Raw genomic sequence first — 15,073 nt, forward strand, 5'->3', positions numbered from 1 at the left:
CTTCAGCCCACCTCGGCCAGGGTTTTGAATTCGTGCGCGTCCACCTCGCCGTCGGCCCGTTCGGCCCACGGATCGATCTGCGCGTATTTCTGCGAGAAGACGAAACGGGAGAAGGCGGCGCGGCGGCCTTCGGCGTCGTCCACCACCCGCTTCTTGACGTAGTCCATGCCGACCCGCTCGACCCACGGCGCGGTGCGTTCCAGGTAGCGGGCCTCCTCGCGGTAGATCTGCATGAAGGCGCCGGAATACTCGAGCACCTCCTCCTCGGTGGCGACGCGGACCAACTGGTCGGTGCCGCGCAGTTCGATGCCGCCGTTGCCGCCCACCGAGATGTCGTAGCCGGCCTCGACGCAGACGACGCCGATGTCCTTGATGGTGGCCTCGGCGCAGTTGCGCGGGCAGCCCGATACCGCCAGCTTGACCTTGTGCGGCGTCCACGAGCCCCACATCAGCTTCTCCAGCTTGACGCCGAGGCCGGTGGAATCCTGGGTGCCGAAGCGGCACCATTCCGAGCCGACGCAGGTCTTCACCGTGCGCAGGCCCTTGGCGTAGCCGTGGCCCGAGACCAGCCCGGCCTTGCCCAGATCGGCCCACACGCCCGGCAGGTCCTCCTTCCTGACGCCCAGCAGGTCGAGACGCTGGCCGCCGGTGACCTTGACGGTGGGAATGCGGAACTTGTCCACCACGTCGGCGATGGCGCGCAGTTCGGCCGGATTGGTCAGCCCGCCCCACATGCGCGGGATCACCGAATAGGTGCCGTCCTTCTGGATGTTGGCGTGGACGCGCTCGTTGATGAAGCGGCTCTGGTAGTCGTCCACGTATTCCGCCGGCCAGGCGCACAGCAGGTAGTAGTTGAGCGCCGGACGGCACTTGGCGCAGCCGTCGGCATGGCGCCAGCCCAGCGCCGAGCGCACCGTGTCCTGGGTCTTGAGCTCCTGGGAGACGATGGCCTTGCGCACCTCGTCGTGGGAGAGGTCGGTGCAGCCGCACATGCCGCCGGCCTTGGCTTCCACCACCTCGCCGGTGACATGGGTCAGGATGGCCTGCACCACGCCGGCGCACTGGCCGCACGACGCGCTGGCCTTGGTGTGGGCCTTGACCTCGTCCAGGCTGGTCAGCCCCTTCTCGGTGATGGCCTTGACGATGGCGCCCTTGGACACGCCGTTGCAGCCGCAGACCTGGGCGTCGTCGCTCATGGCGGCGACGTTGACGCCGCCCGCGTGGCCCTTGCAGGTGGCGTCGGCATAGGCCTGGCCGAAGATCATGCGGTCGCGGATGGCGGCCACGTCGGCCTTTTCGCGCATCAGCTGGAAGTACCAGGAGCCGTCGGCCACGTCGCCGTACATGACGGCGCCCACGATCCGGTCGGCGCGGAGCACCAGCTTCTTGTAGATGCCCTTGGCCGAGTCCCGGTAGACCAGTTCCTCGTCGGCCTCGTCCTGGGCGGCCAGTTGTCCGGCCGAGAACACGTCGATGCCGGTGATCTTGAGCCTGGTGGACAGCGGCGGCGTCACATAGCTGGTATCGTCGCGCCCGGCGAGGCGGGCGGCGCAGACCTTGGCCTGCTCCCAGATGGGGGCCACCAGGCCGAAGATCTGGCCGCGATGCTCGACGCACTCGCCCACCGAATAGATGGCCGGGTCCGAGGTGGCCATGTCGTCGCCCACCTCGATGCCGCGGTTGATGTCCAGGCCGCAGGCCTTGGCCAGATCGACGTTGGGGCGGATGCCGATGGCCACCACCACCAGATCGGCGGGAATCTCGCGGCCGTCGGCCAGCTTGACGCCGGTGGCGCGGCCTTCCTCCTCGCCCATGATCTCCTCGGTCTGGCCCGAGGTGAAGAAGTGCAGGCCGCGCTCGGTCAGGTCCTTCTGCAGCAGGTGACCGGCCTCCACGTCCAGCTGGCGCTCCATCAGGGTGGGCATCAGGTGGACCAGGGCGACGGGCATGCCGCGCCGCCGGAGGCCCCAGGCGGCCTCCAGGCCCAGCAGGCCGCCACCGATCACCACGGCGCGCTGCTTGGCCTCGGCGGCGTCCAGCATCTTCTCCACGTCGGCGATGTCGCGGAAGGCGACCACGCCGGGCAGTTCCAGGCCGGGCAGCGGCGGCATCAGCGGCTTGGAGCCGGTGGACAGCAGCAGCCGGTCATAGGGCACCACCAGCCCGGCGGCCGAGGTTACCGTCTTGGCCGTGCGGTCGATGGCCACCACCGGATCGCCGGTGTGGAGCCGGATGCCGTTGTCGGCGTACCAGGCGCGCGGGTTGATGACGATGTCGTCCACCTGCTTCTCGCCGGCCAGCACCGAGGACAGCATGATGCGGTTGTAATTGGGATGGGGTTCGGCGCCGAACACCGTGATGTCGTAGCGGGCCGGCGCGATGGCCAGCAATTCCTCGACGGTGCGCATGCCGGCCATGCCGTTGCCGATGACGACCAGCTTCTGGCGGGGAACAGCGTTCATGTGAGGTCTCCTGATTCGGTCCTGGCCGGGGGCGGCAGGGTGGTGACGCGGGAGGTGAAGGGATCGAAGGTCAGGCCGCCCAGCATCAGGTCCGGCCCCATCTCCATGGGCCGGGTGGCCTTCAGCAGGCTCCACGGGGCGGCGTGCCCGCCCTCGGTCTTGTAGTCGGTCAGCGGGACCCTGAGGCCCAGTGCCAGGGCGGCCACCCGGTAGAGGTCGGGGCGGAACACGGCTTCGGCGGCGGCGCGGGAATCCAGCGTGGCCGGCGCCATGTCCCAGCGCTTCATCATCTCCAGGTACCACATGGCCTGGGAGCGCCAGGGGAAGTTGGCGGCACGGGCGTGGAAGACCAGCAGGTCCTTGGGAAGGCCGTGTTCGCCCAGCAGCGGCGCCATCAGGGCTTCGGCCGGGGCGTTGACGTATTGCGGCTGGGCCAGCAGCTCGGCCAGTTCGCAGCGGTTGTCGTCGCACCAGCGGGCGGCGGAGATCAGCGCCTGCAGCACCGCCAGATGGGTCTCGGGATAGGTCTCGGCCCAGCTCTGGGTGACGGCGAAGACCTTTTCCAGCCGGCCGGCGAAGATGTCGCGGCTGGTGGCGGCGATGCGGCCGAGATTCATGCGCGCCGCCAGGCTGCCCCAGGGCTCGCCGACGCAATAGCCGACGATGTTGCCCGCCGACAGGAAGGAGATCATCTGGGACGGCGGCACCACGGTGAAAGCCACGTCCTTCTGGGTGTCGATGCCCGCCGCTTCCATCCACAGGCGCAGTTCGGCGGCGTGGGGGGAATGGGGGTAGACGGTGGCGAAGGTCATGGGCGGGCGGCCGCAGGCCTTGTCGGCCTCGATGACCCGCTTCAGGGCACGGGCCGAGATGGGGCGGGCGGCCATGGATTCCGGGTCGGCCCGTTCCATGCGCTCCCACAGGGCATTGCCGATGGTGATGGTGTTGCCGCCCAGATTGAGCGCCATGCCGGCGGCCATGGGGACCCGCAGCGGCGACAGTCCCAGGCTCATGGCCAGCGGCATGGGGGCCAGCATCTGGGCGCCGTCCAGCGCGCCCACCGCCACCTTGTCGCGGATCGAGGCCCACGAGGACTCGCGGGACAGCTCCACATCCAGGCCCATCTCGGCGAAGAAGCCGCGCTCCTTGGCCACCACCAGGGGGGCCGCATCGATCAGCGGCACGATACCGAGCTTCAGACGGGTCTTTTCCACTCTCATCTCTTGGGTCCCTCGGCCAAATAGAAAAGGCGTTCCCCGGAATGCCCGGCGCCGGTCCCCGCAGGGGGGCTGCGCCGATTTTCCGTGGAACGCCTTTGTTCCTTCGCCCCATGGCCGCTTCGTTGCGGCCGGGGGGCTTGATCTTGGGGCGGCGGGGCCTCGCCATTGAGGCTCGCTGCCGCATTCATAAAACTCCTATCCTGCTTTGCATGCCCCGTGCCAAGGCGGGAATGGCGGTTTGGCGAGGGTTGGTTGGCAGGGCTGCCTATTTTTTAATCTGTGAAAAAATCACTGATTAAAATTTAATCTCACAGCAAGGGCGACCAGCAGCGCGGCGGCCAGCAGAGCCGAGACGGCCTGCCAGAAGCGCACCGGGTCGCGGTCGTAAAGCGGTGGCTTCTTGATGGGGGGCGGTTCGACAAGGGCGGAGCCGTGCTCCAGTTCCAGCACGAACTCGATGACGTCGCCCTGGCGGTCGCCGGGGCCGGGCGACAGGGCGCGGGTGATGGCCGCCTCCAGCCAGGAGGGCAGGTCGGGGCGCAACTGGGTCAGCGAGGCCGGGCGGCCGAAGCGTGGCCGCGAGAACGGCTCGATCTCGCCAAAGGGATAGGCGCCGGTGAAGGCGCGGAACAGGGTGGCGGCCATGGCGAACAGGTCCGAGGCCTCGGCTCCCGCCTCGCCGGCGAACAGCTCGGGGGCCATGAAGCTGGCGGTGCCGGGAATGTCCTCGGCGCGGAATTCCTCCAGCCGCGGTATCCGGGCCACTCCGAGGTCGAGCAGGCGCAGCGAGTCGCCCTTCTCCAGGATGATGTTGTCGGGCTTGATGTCGCGATGGATGATCCCGGCCCGGTGCAGCGTCGCCACCGCCTTGCCCAGCTTGATGGCGATGTCCAGGCCCTCCTCCAGGCCGAGCGGTGGCTTGCGCTTCAGGCGGGCCTCCAGGGTCTCGCCCTCGTAGAACGGCATTACCGAGTAAAGCCGCGACTGCCGGTCGGGGGCGGGCTCCAGCACCTCGGCGATCCACGGGCTGCGCACCCTGGCGGCGATCCACGCCTCGCGCAGGAAGGCGGATTTGTAGGTGGCCTCGCTGGCGACGCGGGGGTGGGGGAATTTCAGCACCACCTGACGGCCCCCGGCTCCGTCGCGCCCCAGGAACAGGCGGGAGTAGCGGCCGTCGGACAATTGCCGCTCCAGGCGGTAGCCGTCGACCGTCTCGCCCACTCGGGGCAGGTCGCCGATGGGCAGCGGCGCCAAGGCGAGGCCCAGGCTGTCCTGGTCCATGTCCGGCACGTCGATGATGTCCAGCACCAGGGCGCTGGCGTTGTCGTCGCCCCCCGCCGCCAGGGCGGCGGCCACCAGTTCGTGGGCGGTGTCCTCGGGGGCCGAGCGTCTGCCCAGGATGGCGGCGATCGCGGGGTCGGAAAGTACCCCGTGCACGCCGTCGCTGCACAGCATCAGCCGGTCATGGGGCGAGACCGGGTGGTGGGCATAGTCCAGCCGTACCGAATCCTCCAGGCCGATGGCCCGCAGCAGGACGTGGCTCATGCCTGCCCGGTTCATGACGTGGTCCTGGGTGAGGCGCGACAGATGCTCGCCGGCCAGGCGGTAGAGCCGCGAATCGCCCACATGGAGCACGTGCAGGGTGCGCCCCGCCACCACCAGACCGGTGAAGGTACAGGCCATGCCGGCCAGGGTGGTATCGGTGCGGCCCACCGTGTGGACCCAGCGGTTGAGGGTGTCGATCACCCTGGTGGCGTTGCGCTGGGGGCCCAGGGTCTCGGGCTGCTCGAAATAGCCGTCGAGGAAGCCGCGCACCGTCACCTCGGCGGCCTCGCGCCCGCCCTTGGCGCCGCCCATGCCATCGGCCAGGGCGGCCAGAACACCCCTTCGGGCGATCTGGCCGTCGCTGCCCAGACAGGCGCCGACGAAGTCCTCGTTGCGTTCGCGCCGCCCCGTTTGGCTGGCGAAGCCGACGCGAACGCGCAAGGACCCTGTCATCAGACGCGGGCGCCCGATGCCGCGCCCCAGGTGGTGCGCCAGCGCCGCTTCACCCCGAACAGGGCGATCCAGCCCACCGCCACCAGGGCGCTGAAGAACAGGAAGCCGATGCCGAAATTGCCGGTCATTTCCTTGGACATGCCCAGAGTCTTGGCCAGGAAGAAGCCGCCGATGCCGCCGAAGCAGCCCACCAGCCCCGTCATGGTTCCGATCTCGCCACGGAAACGCTGCGGGATCAACTGGAACACGGCGCCGTTGCCCATGCCGAGGCACAGCACGCCCACCGAGAACACCAGCACGGCCCGCCAGGCTTCCACCGGCATGCTGGCCATGGACCAGCCGGCCACCGCGCCGGTGCCGGCATTGGCGGGGGCGGGGCCGGCGCCCAGGAAGGCGATACCCAGATAGGTGGCCGAGACGATGGAGAACAGCACCAGCAGGGTGCGGATGCCGCCGATGCGGTCGGCCACGTAGCCGCCCACCGGACGGAAGCACGAACCGAACATCACCACGATGGCGACCATCAGGCCGGCGGTCACGCCGGACACGTGGTACTGGATGGTGAAGTAGAGCGGCAGCGAATTGGCGAGGCCGACGAAGCCGCCGAAGGTGATGAAGTAGAAGAACATGAACCACCAGCTGTCCCGGTCGGCGAAGATGGCCTTGTACTTGGCCAGGGTCACCGGATTGCGGGCCACCGGCGCCTCCTTGGAGAACACCACGTAGAACAGCAGGGTGGGGACCAGCGGGATCAGCAGGGTGGCGAGGGCGGTCTGCCAGCCGTACTTCTCGGCCAGGGACGGGATGATCAGGGCGTCGAGCACGGTGCCCATGTTGCCGGCGCCGGCGATCCCCATGACGATGCCCTGGTACTGGGGCGGATACCACTTGCTGGCCTGGGGCAGGGCGACGGCGAACGAGGCGCCGGCCAGGCCGAGGATCACGCCCAGCATCTCGACCTCGAGAACGCTGTGCAGGCCGAACTGCCAGGCATAGGCGACGCCCAGAATGACGATGATCTGGGCGACGGTGCCGGTGATTTTGGCGCCGAACTGGTCGCAGAAGATGCCCATGGGCACCCGCAGGATGGCGCCGGCCAGGATGGGGATGGCGACCATGGTGAACTTCTCGCCCACCGGGATATTAAGCTCCTTGGCGATATAGACGATCAGCGGGCCGAGGGTGACCCAGGCCATGAAGCTGAAATCGAAATAAAGGAACGAGGCCAGCAGTGTCGGCCAGTGTCCCGCCTTCTTGAAATCCTTTAAATTCATCGCTTTGATCCCTCCAGCAAAAAAGGCGCTCCGCGAACGGACGGACACCCCCGGCGGGGCCGTCGATTCGTGGAACGCCTTTGTCCCGGGCCGGGCCTCGTCGTTGAGGCCAGACCGATTTAGGGAAAGCAAAAGCAATGGCCGTGCCAGTCCGGAAACCGGCGGAACAGTGCCGGCTCCGCAGTGCGCATGCCTAAATTTTAATCTGTAGATAATGTGCGGATTAAAAAAGCGGCAGATCAGCCGAGCAACTCGGCGGCGTCGATGATCTTGTTGGCCACGTCGATCAGGCGCTGCTTCTGGTCCATGGCCATGCGCCGCATCAGGCGATAGGCCTCGTCCTCCTCGACCTTGCGCCGTTTCATCAAGATGCCCTTGGCCTTTTCGATCTGCTTGCGCTCGGCGAGCGTGGTCCGCGCCTTGTCCAGTTCGCCGCGCAGGGACTGGAACTGGGCGAAGCGGGCGATGGCCACGTCGATCACCGGGCGGACCCGGTCGGGCTTCAGCCCGTCGACCACATAGGCGGAAACCCCGGCCTCCACCGCCGCCTTGATGGTTTCGGGCTTGCCGTCCTGGGCGAACATCACCACCGGTCGGCCCTGCTCGATGCCGACCCGGCGCATGTCCTCCAGCGTGTCGCGGTCGGGGGAGTCGATGTCGACGATGATCACGTCGGCGGCCAGTTCCGCGATCCGGGCGGGCAGGCCGGCACCGCTGGCGAACACCGCCACCACGGTGAAGCCGTCCGCCTGCAGGGCGTCGCGGACCATTTCCGCCCGGTCGCGCTCGTCGTCCACCACGATGACCCGCAATCCCATGACCCGTCCTTGCTGCAATGGTCCCGGTAAACAAGCATGCGTCATGCCAGTTGTCTCCGGAAGCGCCCCTTTCCGGAACTTAGGCGATCGGCCGGGCATTGCAATGGCCGGTGGGGGTGCTACCCTCGAAGAAGCGGTGGACGAGGAGCGGAGCGAAGGTGACCCGATCGATCATGATGGCGGCTCTGCTCGTGGCCCTGGCGGCCTTTCCGGCCATGGCCGGCGGCAAGGGCGGCAAGGAAGGCGGCGGTGAATCCCAGGGCGCCATGTGGGCGACCCTGCCCGGCCCGCGGGAAATCGTGGTGCCGCCGCCCCAGGCCAGCGAAAGCCTGGGAGTGGTCTCGATCAGCGCCACCATGTGGGCGGGCACCGGCTCGGCCAAGTGCCGGGTCAACTTCACCATCGAGAACTATTCCTCGGCCACGGTGGCGCTGGGCTTCATCGGCCGCACCTTCGGGGCCAAGGACGAACTGGTGGACAATTGGGTGATCACCGTCCTGTCCCTGCCGCCCAACGGCCGCACCGGACGCCTGTTCTCGTGCACCCTGGGGGCGACCCAACTCACCCTGGTTCCCACCAGCAGCTACGACTGGCCGCCGGCCAAGTGCGTGAAGGCGGGCGAGGAAACCGAAATGTGCCCGCTGACCGTCAAGCTGACGTCGACGGTTCCCATCGTCCTCAACAAAGAAGAGAAACGAGAGGAAAAGAAAGACGACAAAAAGGGGAAGCATTAATCTCCTAGACTTTTGGTAGCCTTGCGAGGGGGTAGTTCCGGCCATAGGGTCGCGGCTCGCAAGGGGTGCCATTACATGACCGGGATAAGGGAAGGCAGCTGGATCAGGCGCGCGGCAGCGTGGCTGCTGGCGGTTGCCTTGCTGCTGGGCACCATGCCGCCGGTTCCGGCGGTGCTGGGGGCCGGCGGGCCGGATTCCTTTGTCGCCGACGACGTCTGCGCCGCTGCCGGCCATGTGGCCGACCCGGCCAAGGCCGGCGGAACCGGCCATGATTGCGGCGGCCATTGCTGCGTCCTGTCCGGCAAGATCCTGCCGCCCGCGCCGCTGTCCGTGCGGCCGCTCGGCATGGTGGTCGCCGTACGGGCGGTGCCGACGCCCTCGCCCGCGCCGGACGAGCCGCCCTTCACCGTCCATCCCGCCCGCGCCCCTCCGTTCCTCGCCGCCTAGATAACGGCCCGCCTGTTCGGGCCGCCTTCAGCGATTCATTCATCGAGGAACATCATGACCCGCCACGCGATTCATCGTGGCGGACGCCGGCATGGCCGCGTCCGCTTGCTTGCCACGACTTTTCTGACCAGCTTCGTCCTTACCGGTATTGCTCCCGCCCTGGCCGAGGACATTCCCGAGGTGGTGATCACCGCGCCCCGCTTCAGCGTGCCCGCCGACGCCAGGACCAATGCCGGCGGCGACACCGCCAAGCTGCTGTCGGGCACGTCGGGCCTCAACCTCATCACCAACGGCGGCGTCTCCAGCCTGCCCGACATCCACGGCCTGGCCGACGACCGGCTGAAGATCGTGGTGGACGGCATGGAGGTCACCTCGGCCTGCTCCAACCACATGAATCCGCCGCTGTCCTATATGGATGCTTCCAAGGTCGACAAGGTCGAGGTGTGGAGCGGCATCACCCCGGTCAGCGCCGGCGGCGACAATATCGGCGGCGTGATTTCCGTGAAGTCGGCGTCTCCCGCCTTCGCCCGGCAGGGCGAGGGCTACAAGCTGGGCGGCCGCATGTCGGCCTTCTATAAGAGCGTCAACGACGGGGTGGGCGGTTCGCTTGCCCTGCACGGCGCCGACGAGACCTTCAGCCTGGGTTACGACGGATCGTGGTCCAAGGGCCGCGACTATTATGCCGGCGGCGACCACCGGGCGGTCCTTTCCACCCTTTACGAGGCCCGCAACCACGCCCTGACCTTCGGCGCCCGGCACGAAGGGCACCTGGTGATTCTCGAAGCCGGCCAGCACGACATCCCCTATCAGGGGTTCTCGAACCAGCACATGGACATGACCGGCAACAAGGGCGTGCACGGCAATGGGCGCTACGAGGGCGAGTTCGACTGGGGCAGGCTGGAGGCCCGCGCCTACTGGCAGCAGGTCAGGCACGCCATGGACCAGATCGCCAGTGAAAAGGGCGGGCAGATGCCCATGCGCACCGACGCTACCGATCTGGGCTATGCCGTCAAGGGCGATATCCGGGTCTCGGATGGCAAGACTGTTCGGGTCGGCCAGGAGTTCCACCGCTTTCTGCTTGATGACTGGTGGCCGCCGGTGGCGGGCAGCATGATGATGTCGCCCAACACCTTCAAATCCATCAATGGCGGCACCCGCGACGTGATCAGCGCCTTCGCCGAATGGGAGGAGAAGTGGTCGCCGCAATGGACCACCTTGCTGGGCGTGCGCAGCGATACGGTCCTGATGGATACCGGCAACGTGGCGGGCTATGCTACCTCGGGGACCGAGGCCAACGACGCGGCGGCCTTCAACGCCAAGAACCACGCCAAGACCGATTTCAACTTCGACCTCACCGCCCAGGTCCGCTACGAGCCCAATGAGGCCAGCACCAACGAGTTTGGCTATGCCAGGAAGTCCCGCTCGCCCAGCCTTTACGAGCGCTATTCCTGGTCCACCACCTCCATGGACAGCGCCATGATCAACTGGTTCGGCGACGCCAACGGCTATGTGGGCGATCCCGGATTGCGGCCGGAGGTGGCCCACACGGTCAGCACCTCCTTCGCCCTACATGACGCGGGTCGCAAGGAGTGGGCGGCGAAGATGACGCCCTACTTCACCTATATCGCCGACTATATCGGCGTCGACATGGTCGGCAGCACCACCACGCGCAGCTCGGTCTTCCCGCTGCTGAAGTTCGCCAACCACGACGCCATGATGTCCGGCGTCGATTTCTCGGGCAGCACCTTCGTGGCCCGCGACACCGGCTATGGCGACTTCAAGCTGTCGGGCACCATCGGTTGGCTGCACGGCGAGATGGTCAATACCGGCAAGGCCATGTACCACGTCATGCCCATCAACGGCAAAGCCGCCATCGAGCACGGAATGGGCGGCTGGACCAATGCCGTCGAGGCGCAGTTGGTCGGCACCAAGGCCGGAGTCGACCCGCTCCGCCGCGAGCCCAAGACGCCCGGCTACGCCCTGCTCAACCTGCGTAGCGGCTATGAGTGGGAGAATTTCCTGATCAATCTCGGCATCGATAACCTATTCGACAAGCGCTATTACCATCCGCTGGGCGGCGTCGACTATTCCGAATGGTCGCGCCACAAGTCCACCGGCCAGGTGGGGGCCTTACCGGCCCCCGGCCGGTCGTTCAACGCCGGTATCACGATGAAGTTCTGATCCCGCGGACCGAGGGGGCCTCGCCCCCTCGGGTTCAGGCGTAGGGCTGGGCGTTGACCGTCTCGATGCGCCAGCCCGAAGCCGTGGAATCCAGACGGGTCAGCGACAGCGGCTTGACCGCGAAGCGCAGCGCCTGTTCCGGCGTGATGCCCAGCGCCACCGCCAGGGCGGCGCGCACCGTTCCGGCATGAACCACCGCCAGGATGTCGCGGCCCGCCTGGGCGGCGGTGATCTGCTCCAGGGCGGCGCGCACCCGTTCCACCATGGCGGCGAAGCTCTCGCCTCCCGGCGGAGTGGCCTCGGCGGGATTGGCCCAGAAGGCGGCGAGATCCGGGTCCTTGGCCGCTTCCAGATCCATCCACGACCGGCCCTGCCAACGGCCAAAATCCTGCTCGGCCAGATCGGGCTCGATCATGGGCGGCGGCAGCAGCAGGCCGGCGGCTTCCAGCGCTCCGGCGGTCTGGCGGCAGCGGATCAGGCCGCTTTCCACCAGGACCGGATTGACCGGCAGGGCGCGGGCCAGGGATTGGAAGACCTCGTCCTCCGAGGTGTCGCAGGCCACGTCCAGGCGGCCGTGGATGCGACCGTGCGGACAGGGCACCGGGGCATGGCGCAGCAGCCACCAACGGGTCACGCTCTGACTCATCCTTTCTGCCCCTCAATCGCCGGGCGGGTTTCTTCGAAACCCTTGGCTTTCCTTCGCTTCGCTTCGGGCGCCTCAATGGCGCCGCGCTTCGGCTCCGCCTCGCTCATGACAGGACTCCCGCGGCGGCCAGCAGCACGCCGATTTCGACCGCCTGCTGCACGGCGCCCAGCACGTCGCCGGTATAGCCGCCCAGCGCCCGGCGGGCGATCCACACCACGGCGCCGCCCGCCGCCAGGGCGGCCAGCAGGGCGGCCAGGGTGCCGCCGAGGCCCAGGCCGATCAGGCAGGCCAGCAGGCCCAACCCGGCGGCGGTGGCGGCGACGGTGGCGTCGGGACAGCCGGCTCCGGCTCCCAGTCCGTCCGGGCGCGCCGGCCCCATCACCTGCATGGCGGCGGGGATCAGGGCGCGCGACAGGGCCGAGGCGGCGACCAGGGCGGCGCATTGGCTCCAGCCCACGGGAACGGCTGCCAGGGCCGAGGCCCGCAGGCCCACCGTGAAGATCAGGGCCAGCACCCCGAAGGCGCCGCTGCGGGAATCGCGCATCACCTCCAGCCGGCGCTCGCGATCGCCGCGCGCTCCCAGCCCGTCGGCCAGATCGGCAAGGCCGTCCTCGTGCAGGGCGCCGGTGGCCAGGATCAGGGACAGGACGGCCAGCAGGGCGGCGGGCAGGGCGGGCAGAACGCTTGCCGCCGCCCAGGCGACGGCCGCGGCTCCCAGACCCAGGCCGAGTCCGACCAGGGGGAAAGCGCGCATGGATCGCGCCAGATCGCCCATGCCGGCATCGGGCAGTGGCAGACGGGTAAGGAACACCGCCGCCAGATGGGCATCGCCCAGCCAGGATCGCGGTGGCGGATTGTCGTCGATGACAGGTGACTCGCTCATGGCGATGGTTTATAGGACGACCAAGGCCGAGCCGCAATATGTTGGGGAGAAATTCCTTGAATTCGTCTATTTCTAGCGTTGCCCAGATCCGCTCCCTGCTGGCCGGCATGCCTGGCCCCGATGCGGCGGCCTCGGCCGCCTGGGCGGCGCGCGAGCCCCAACTGACCAAGCCGGCCGGCTCGCTGGGCCGCCTGGAAGAGGTGTCCGCCTGGTTGTCCGCCTGGCAGGGCCGCCACCCGCCGGCCATGATTCGTCCGGTGGCCCGGGTGTTCGCCGGCAATCACGGCGTGGCGGCGCTGGGCGTCTCGGCCTTTCCCGCCGAGGTGACCGTGCAGATGGTCGCCAATTTCCAGCGCGGCGGCGCCGCCATCAACCAGCTGTGCCGCACCTTCGGCATCGAGTTGGATGTGCTGGCCCTCGACCTCGATCGCCCCACCGCCGACTTCACCCAAGGCCCGGCCCTGGACGAGGCGGAGTTCGTCGCGGCCTTCCGGACGGGCATGGATGCGGTGCCCGACGGCGCCGACGTGCTGGTGATCGGCGAGATGGGCATCGGCAACACCACCCCGGCGGCGGCGGTATCGGCGGCGCTGTTCGGCGGCGAGGCGGCCGACTGGACCGGGCGCGGCACCGGTGTCGAGGGCGGTGCCCTGGCCCGCAAGATCGAGGTGGTGGGCCAGGGCGTGGCCCGGCACAAGGGGCTCGCCCCGCTGGATATCCTGCGCTGTCTGGGCGGCCGCGAACTGGCGGCCATGGCCGGCGCGGTGCTGGCGGCCCGGCTGAAGCGGGTGCCGGTGCTGCTGGACGGCTATGTCACCACGGCGGCGGTGGCCGCCCTGGAGTCCGAGGTCAAGGGCGCGCTGGACCATTGCATGGTCGGCCATGTCTCGGTGGAGCCGGGCCACCGGCGCCTGCTGGCCGCCTTGGGCAAGACCGCGCTGTTCGACCTGGGCATGCGGCTGGGCGAAGGCTCGGGCGCGGCCTTGGCGGTGGGGGTGCTCAAGGCCGCCGTCGCCTGCCACACCGGCATGGCGACCTTCGCCGAGGCGGGAGTCAGTGACAAGGACGACGCATAGGGCCATAATAGTTCACCGTTTTTCCAAGAGGCCATCATGCAAAGCCAGAAGCCCTTCTTCGACGATCTCGCCCGTGTCGCATCCGGTGCGCTGGGCGCGCTGTCCGGTCTGCGCGCCGAGATGGAGGCGATGGTGCGCCAGCAGTTCGAACGCTTCACCTCCAGCCTGGATCTGGTCCCGCGCGAGGAGTTCGAGGTGGTGCGGGCCATGGCCATCAAGGCCCGCGAGGAGCAGGAGACCCAGGCCGCCCGCATCAACGAGCTGGAGGCCAGGCTGGCCGCCCTGTCCGCTACCGCTCCGGCTCCGGCCAAGCCCAAGGCGGCCCCCAAGCCCAAGGCCACACCCAAGGGCGTCTGATCCCGTGACGCCATGCCCCTTGGGGCATGGCTAGGCCCAAGGGGCCGCGCGCCTTATGGCGCGGGAGCCAAGCGGGCGGAGGCCCGCGCCCGGCGATTGAGGGACTTTGAAACACCTAGGCCCAAGGGGCCGCGCGCCTTATGGCGCGGGAGCCAAGCGGGCGGAGGCCCGCGCCCGGCGATTGAGGGACTTTGAAACACCTAGGCCCAAGGGGCCGCGCGCCTTATGGCGCGGGAGCCAAGCGGGCGGAGGCCCGCGCCCGGTGATTGAGGGCCTGACTGGGCAAATCCAGGGTTATCCACATAAATTCATAAATACTCCGTAAATAAAGCCTTGCGCCCGTCGTTGGCGTTTGGGTAGGCTACCCCTTGTGTAAATTCCGCAGGCGCGAACACAATCTTTTGATTCGAGCCATTGGAATCGACGGTAGCCATGCCAAGGGAGGGCACAGGCATGACCTTGACCGCCACGTATCAGGAAGAGCCCCAGATCAATCCCGTCGATCTCGTCGAGCAAGTCGTCGCCGCCAACGATTGGGCATTCGACCGGCGCAATGACGAGGAACTGGCCGCCGAGGCTCCCGGCCAGTGGTGCAATTACAGCCTTTATTTCGCCTGGCGCGAAGACATGGGGGCCATGCACTTCACCTGCGCCTTCGACATGAAGATTCCGCCGGCCCGCCGGGCGGTGGTCCACGAACTGCTCGCTACCCTGAACGAGAAGCTGTGGATCGGCCATTTCGGCCTGTGGGAGGACGAGGGCGTGCCCATGTTCCGCCACACCTCGCTGCTGCGCGGCGGGGCGGGGTTCGCTCCCGAGCAGGTCGAGGATCTGGTGGACATCGCCGTCACCGAGTGCGAGCGCTTTTATCCCGCCTTCCAGTTCGTCATCTGGGGCGGCAAGACCGCCGCCGAGGCCATTGCCGCCTCGCTGCTGGAGACTGTGGGCGAAGCTTGACTTCGCTCCGCTCTCCGTGC

13 protein-coding genes are annotated in these 15,073 nt (G+C 68.1%); 6 read left to right on the forward strand and 7 right to left on the reverse strand.

Annotated features, from left to right (window positions below; all coding sequences use genetic code 11):
* Positions 1-2: 2 nt before the first annotated feature.
* The 5 genes from nirB to CP958_RS19910 all read right to left on the reverse strand — a co-directional run bounded on the left by nirB (position 3) and on the right by CP958_RS19910 (position 7,772).
* The gene (nirB, locus tag CP958_RS19890) at positions 3-2,462 is read right to left on the reverse strand and encodes a nitrite reductase large subunit NirB (protein ID WP_096703927.1); all 2,460 of its coding nucleotides are present in this window, start codon (positions 2,460-2,462) and stop codon (positions 3-5) included.
* Complete coding sequence (locus CP958_RS19895) at positions 2,459-3,682, reverse strand: CmpA/NrtA family ABC transporter substrate-binding protein (RefSeq protein WP_096703928.1); 1,224 nt, start codon at positions 3,680-3,682, stop codon at positions 2,459-2,461. Before CP958_RS19895 ends, nirB begins: the two co-directional genes overlap by 4 nt.
* Positions 3,683-3,970: 288 nt before the next feature.
* Positions 3,971-5,668, reverse strand: coding sequence for a bifunctional protein-serine/threonine kinase/phosphatase (locus CP958_RS19900; protein WP_242443011.1), 1,698 nt, complete (start codon positions 5,666-5,668; stop codon positions 3,971-3,973).
* 11 nt (positions 5,669-5,679) lie between these two features.
* Positions 5,680-6,954, reverse strand: coding sequence for an MFS transporter (locus CP958_RS19905; RefSeq protein WP_096703930.1), 1,275 nt, complete (start codon positions 6,952-6,954; stop codon positions 5,680-5,682).
* A gap of 239 nt (positions 6,955-7,193) precedes the next feature.
* On the reverse strand, positions 7,194-7,772 hold the full coding sequence (locus CP958_RS19910; protein WP_096703931.1) for an ANTAR domain-containing protein: 579 nt from the start codon (positions 7,770-7,772) through the stop codon (positions 7,194-7,196).
* Positions 7,773-7,930: 158 nt separating this feature from the next.
* Between CP958_RS19910 and CP958_RS19915 the strand changes: the two genes are divergently transcribed.
* The 3 genes from CP958_RS19915 (at position 7,931) to CP958_RS19925 (ending at position 11,134) form a co-directional block, all read left to right on the forward strand.
* A complete protein-coding gene (locus tag CP958_RS19915) occupies positions 7,931-8,506 on the forward strand; it encodes a hypothetical protein (protein WP_141400581.1) in 576 nt (191 codons plus the stop codon).
* 75 nt (positions 8,507-8,581) lie between these two features.
* On the forward strand, positions 8,582-8,953 hold the full coding sequence (locus tag CP958_RS19920; protein ID WP_141400582.1) for a DUF2946 family protein: 372 nt from the start codon (positions 8,582-8,584) through the stop codon (positions 8,951-8,953).
* 54 nt (positions 8,954-9,007) lie between these two features.
* Positions 9,008-11,134: a TonB-dependent receptor gene (locus CP958_RS19925; RefSeq protein ID WP_096703934.1), complete on the forward strand. Its 2,127-nt coding sequence runs from the start codon at positions 9,008-9,010 to the stop codon at positions 11,132-11,134.
* Between the two features lie 34 nt (positions 11,135-11,168).
* Here CP958_RS19925 and CP958_RS19930 read toward each other — a convergent pair whose 3' ends face one another.
* Positions 11,169-11,768, reverse strand: a complete 600-nt coding sequence (locus tag CP958_RS19930) for a histidine phosphatase family protein (protein ID WP_242443012.1) — start codon at positions 11,766-11,768, stop codon at positions 11,169-11,171.
* 115 nt (positions 11,769-11,883) lie between these two features.
* On the reverse strand, positions 11,884-12,663 hold the full coding sequence (gene cobS, locus CP958_RS19935) for an adenosylcobinamide-GDP ribazoletransferase (protein WP_096703936.1): 780 nt from the start codon (positions 12,661-12,663) through the stop codon (positions 11,884-11,886).
* Positions 12,664-12,719: 56 nt separating this feature from the next.
* Here cobS and cobT point away from each other — a divergent pair, with 56 nt between their 5' ends.
* The 3 genes from cobT to CP958_RS19950 all read left to right on the forward strand — a co-directional run bounded on the left by cobT (position 12,720) and on the right by CP958_RS19950 (position 15,053).
* Positions 12,720-13,739: a nicotinate-nucleotide--dimethylbenzimidazole phosphoribosyltransferase gene (gene cobT / locus CP958_RS19940; RefSeq protein WP_096703937.1), complete on the forward strand. Its 1,020-nt coding sequence runs from the start codon at positions 12,720-12,722 to the stop codon at positions 13,737-13,739.
* A 36-nt stretch (positions 13,740-13,775) separates the two neighbouring features.
* On the forward strand, positions 13,776-14,096 hold the full coding sequence (locus CP958_RS19945; protein WP_096703938.1) for an accessory factor UbiK family protein: 321 nt from the start codon (positions 13,776-13,778) through the stop codon (positions 14,094-14,096).
* A gap of 453 nt (positions 14,097-14,549) precedes the next feature.
* On the forward strand, positions 14,550-15,053 hold the full coding sequence (locus tag CP958_RS19950; RefSeq protein WP_096703939.1) for a YbjN domain-containing protein: 504 nt from the start codon (positions 14,550-14,552) through the stop codon (positions 15,051-15,053).
* Positions 15,054-15,073 lie beyond the last annotated feature (20 nt).

It is taken from the genome of Magnetospirillum sp. 15-1 (genome assembly GCF_900184795.1).
Lineage (GTDB): Bacteria > Pseudomonadota > Alphaproteobacteria > Rhodospirillales > Magnetospirillaceae > Phaeospirillum.

Excerpts from the sequence above, each read along its gene's own strand:
- cobS (WP_096703936.1), bottom strand. The coding sequence starts at position 12,663 with ATGAGCGAGTCACCTGTCATCGACGACAATCCGCCACCGCGATCCTGG.
- CP958_RS19895 (WP_096703928.1), bottom strand. The coding sequence starts at position 3,682 with ATGAGAGTGGAAAAGACCCGTCTGAAGCTCGGTATCGTGCCGCTGATC.
- CP958_RS19910 (WP_096703931.1), bottom strand. The coding sequence starts at position 7,772 with ATGGGATTGCGGGTCATCGTGGTGGACGACGAGCGCGACCGGGCGGAA.
- CP958_RS19945 (WP_096703938.1), top strand. The coding sequence starts at position 13,776 with ATGCAAAGCCAGAAGCCCTTCTTCGACGATCTCGCCCGTGTCGCATCC.
- CP958_RS19920 (WP_141400582.1), top strand. The coding sequence starts at position 8,582 with ATGACCGGGATAAGGGAAGGCAGCTGGATCAGGCGCGCGGCAGCGTGG.
- nirB (WP_096703927.1), bottom strand. The coding sequence starts at position 2,462 with ATGAACGCTGTTCCCCGCCAGAAGCTGGTCGTCATCGGCAACGGCATG.
- CP958_RS19950 (WP_096703939.1), top strand. The coding sequence starts at position 14,550 with ATGACCTTGACCGCCACGTATCAGGAAGAGCCCCAGATCAATCCCGTC.
- CP958_RS19925 (WP_096703934.1), top strand. The coding sequence starts at position 9,008 with ATGACCCGCCACGCGATTCATCGTGGCGGACGCCGGCATGGCCGCGTC.
- CP958_RS19905 (WP_096703930.1), bottom strand. The coding sequence starts at position 6,954 with ATGAATTTAAAGGATTTCAAGAAGGCGGGACACTGGCCGACACTGCTG.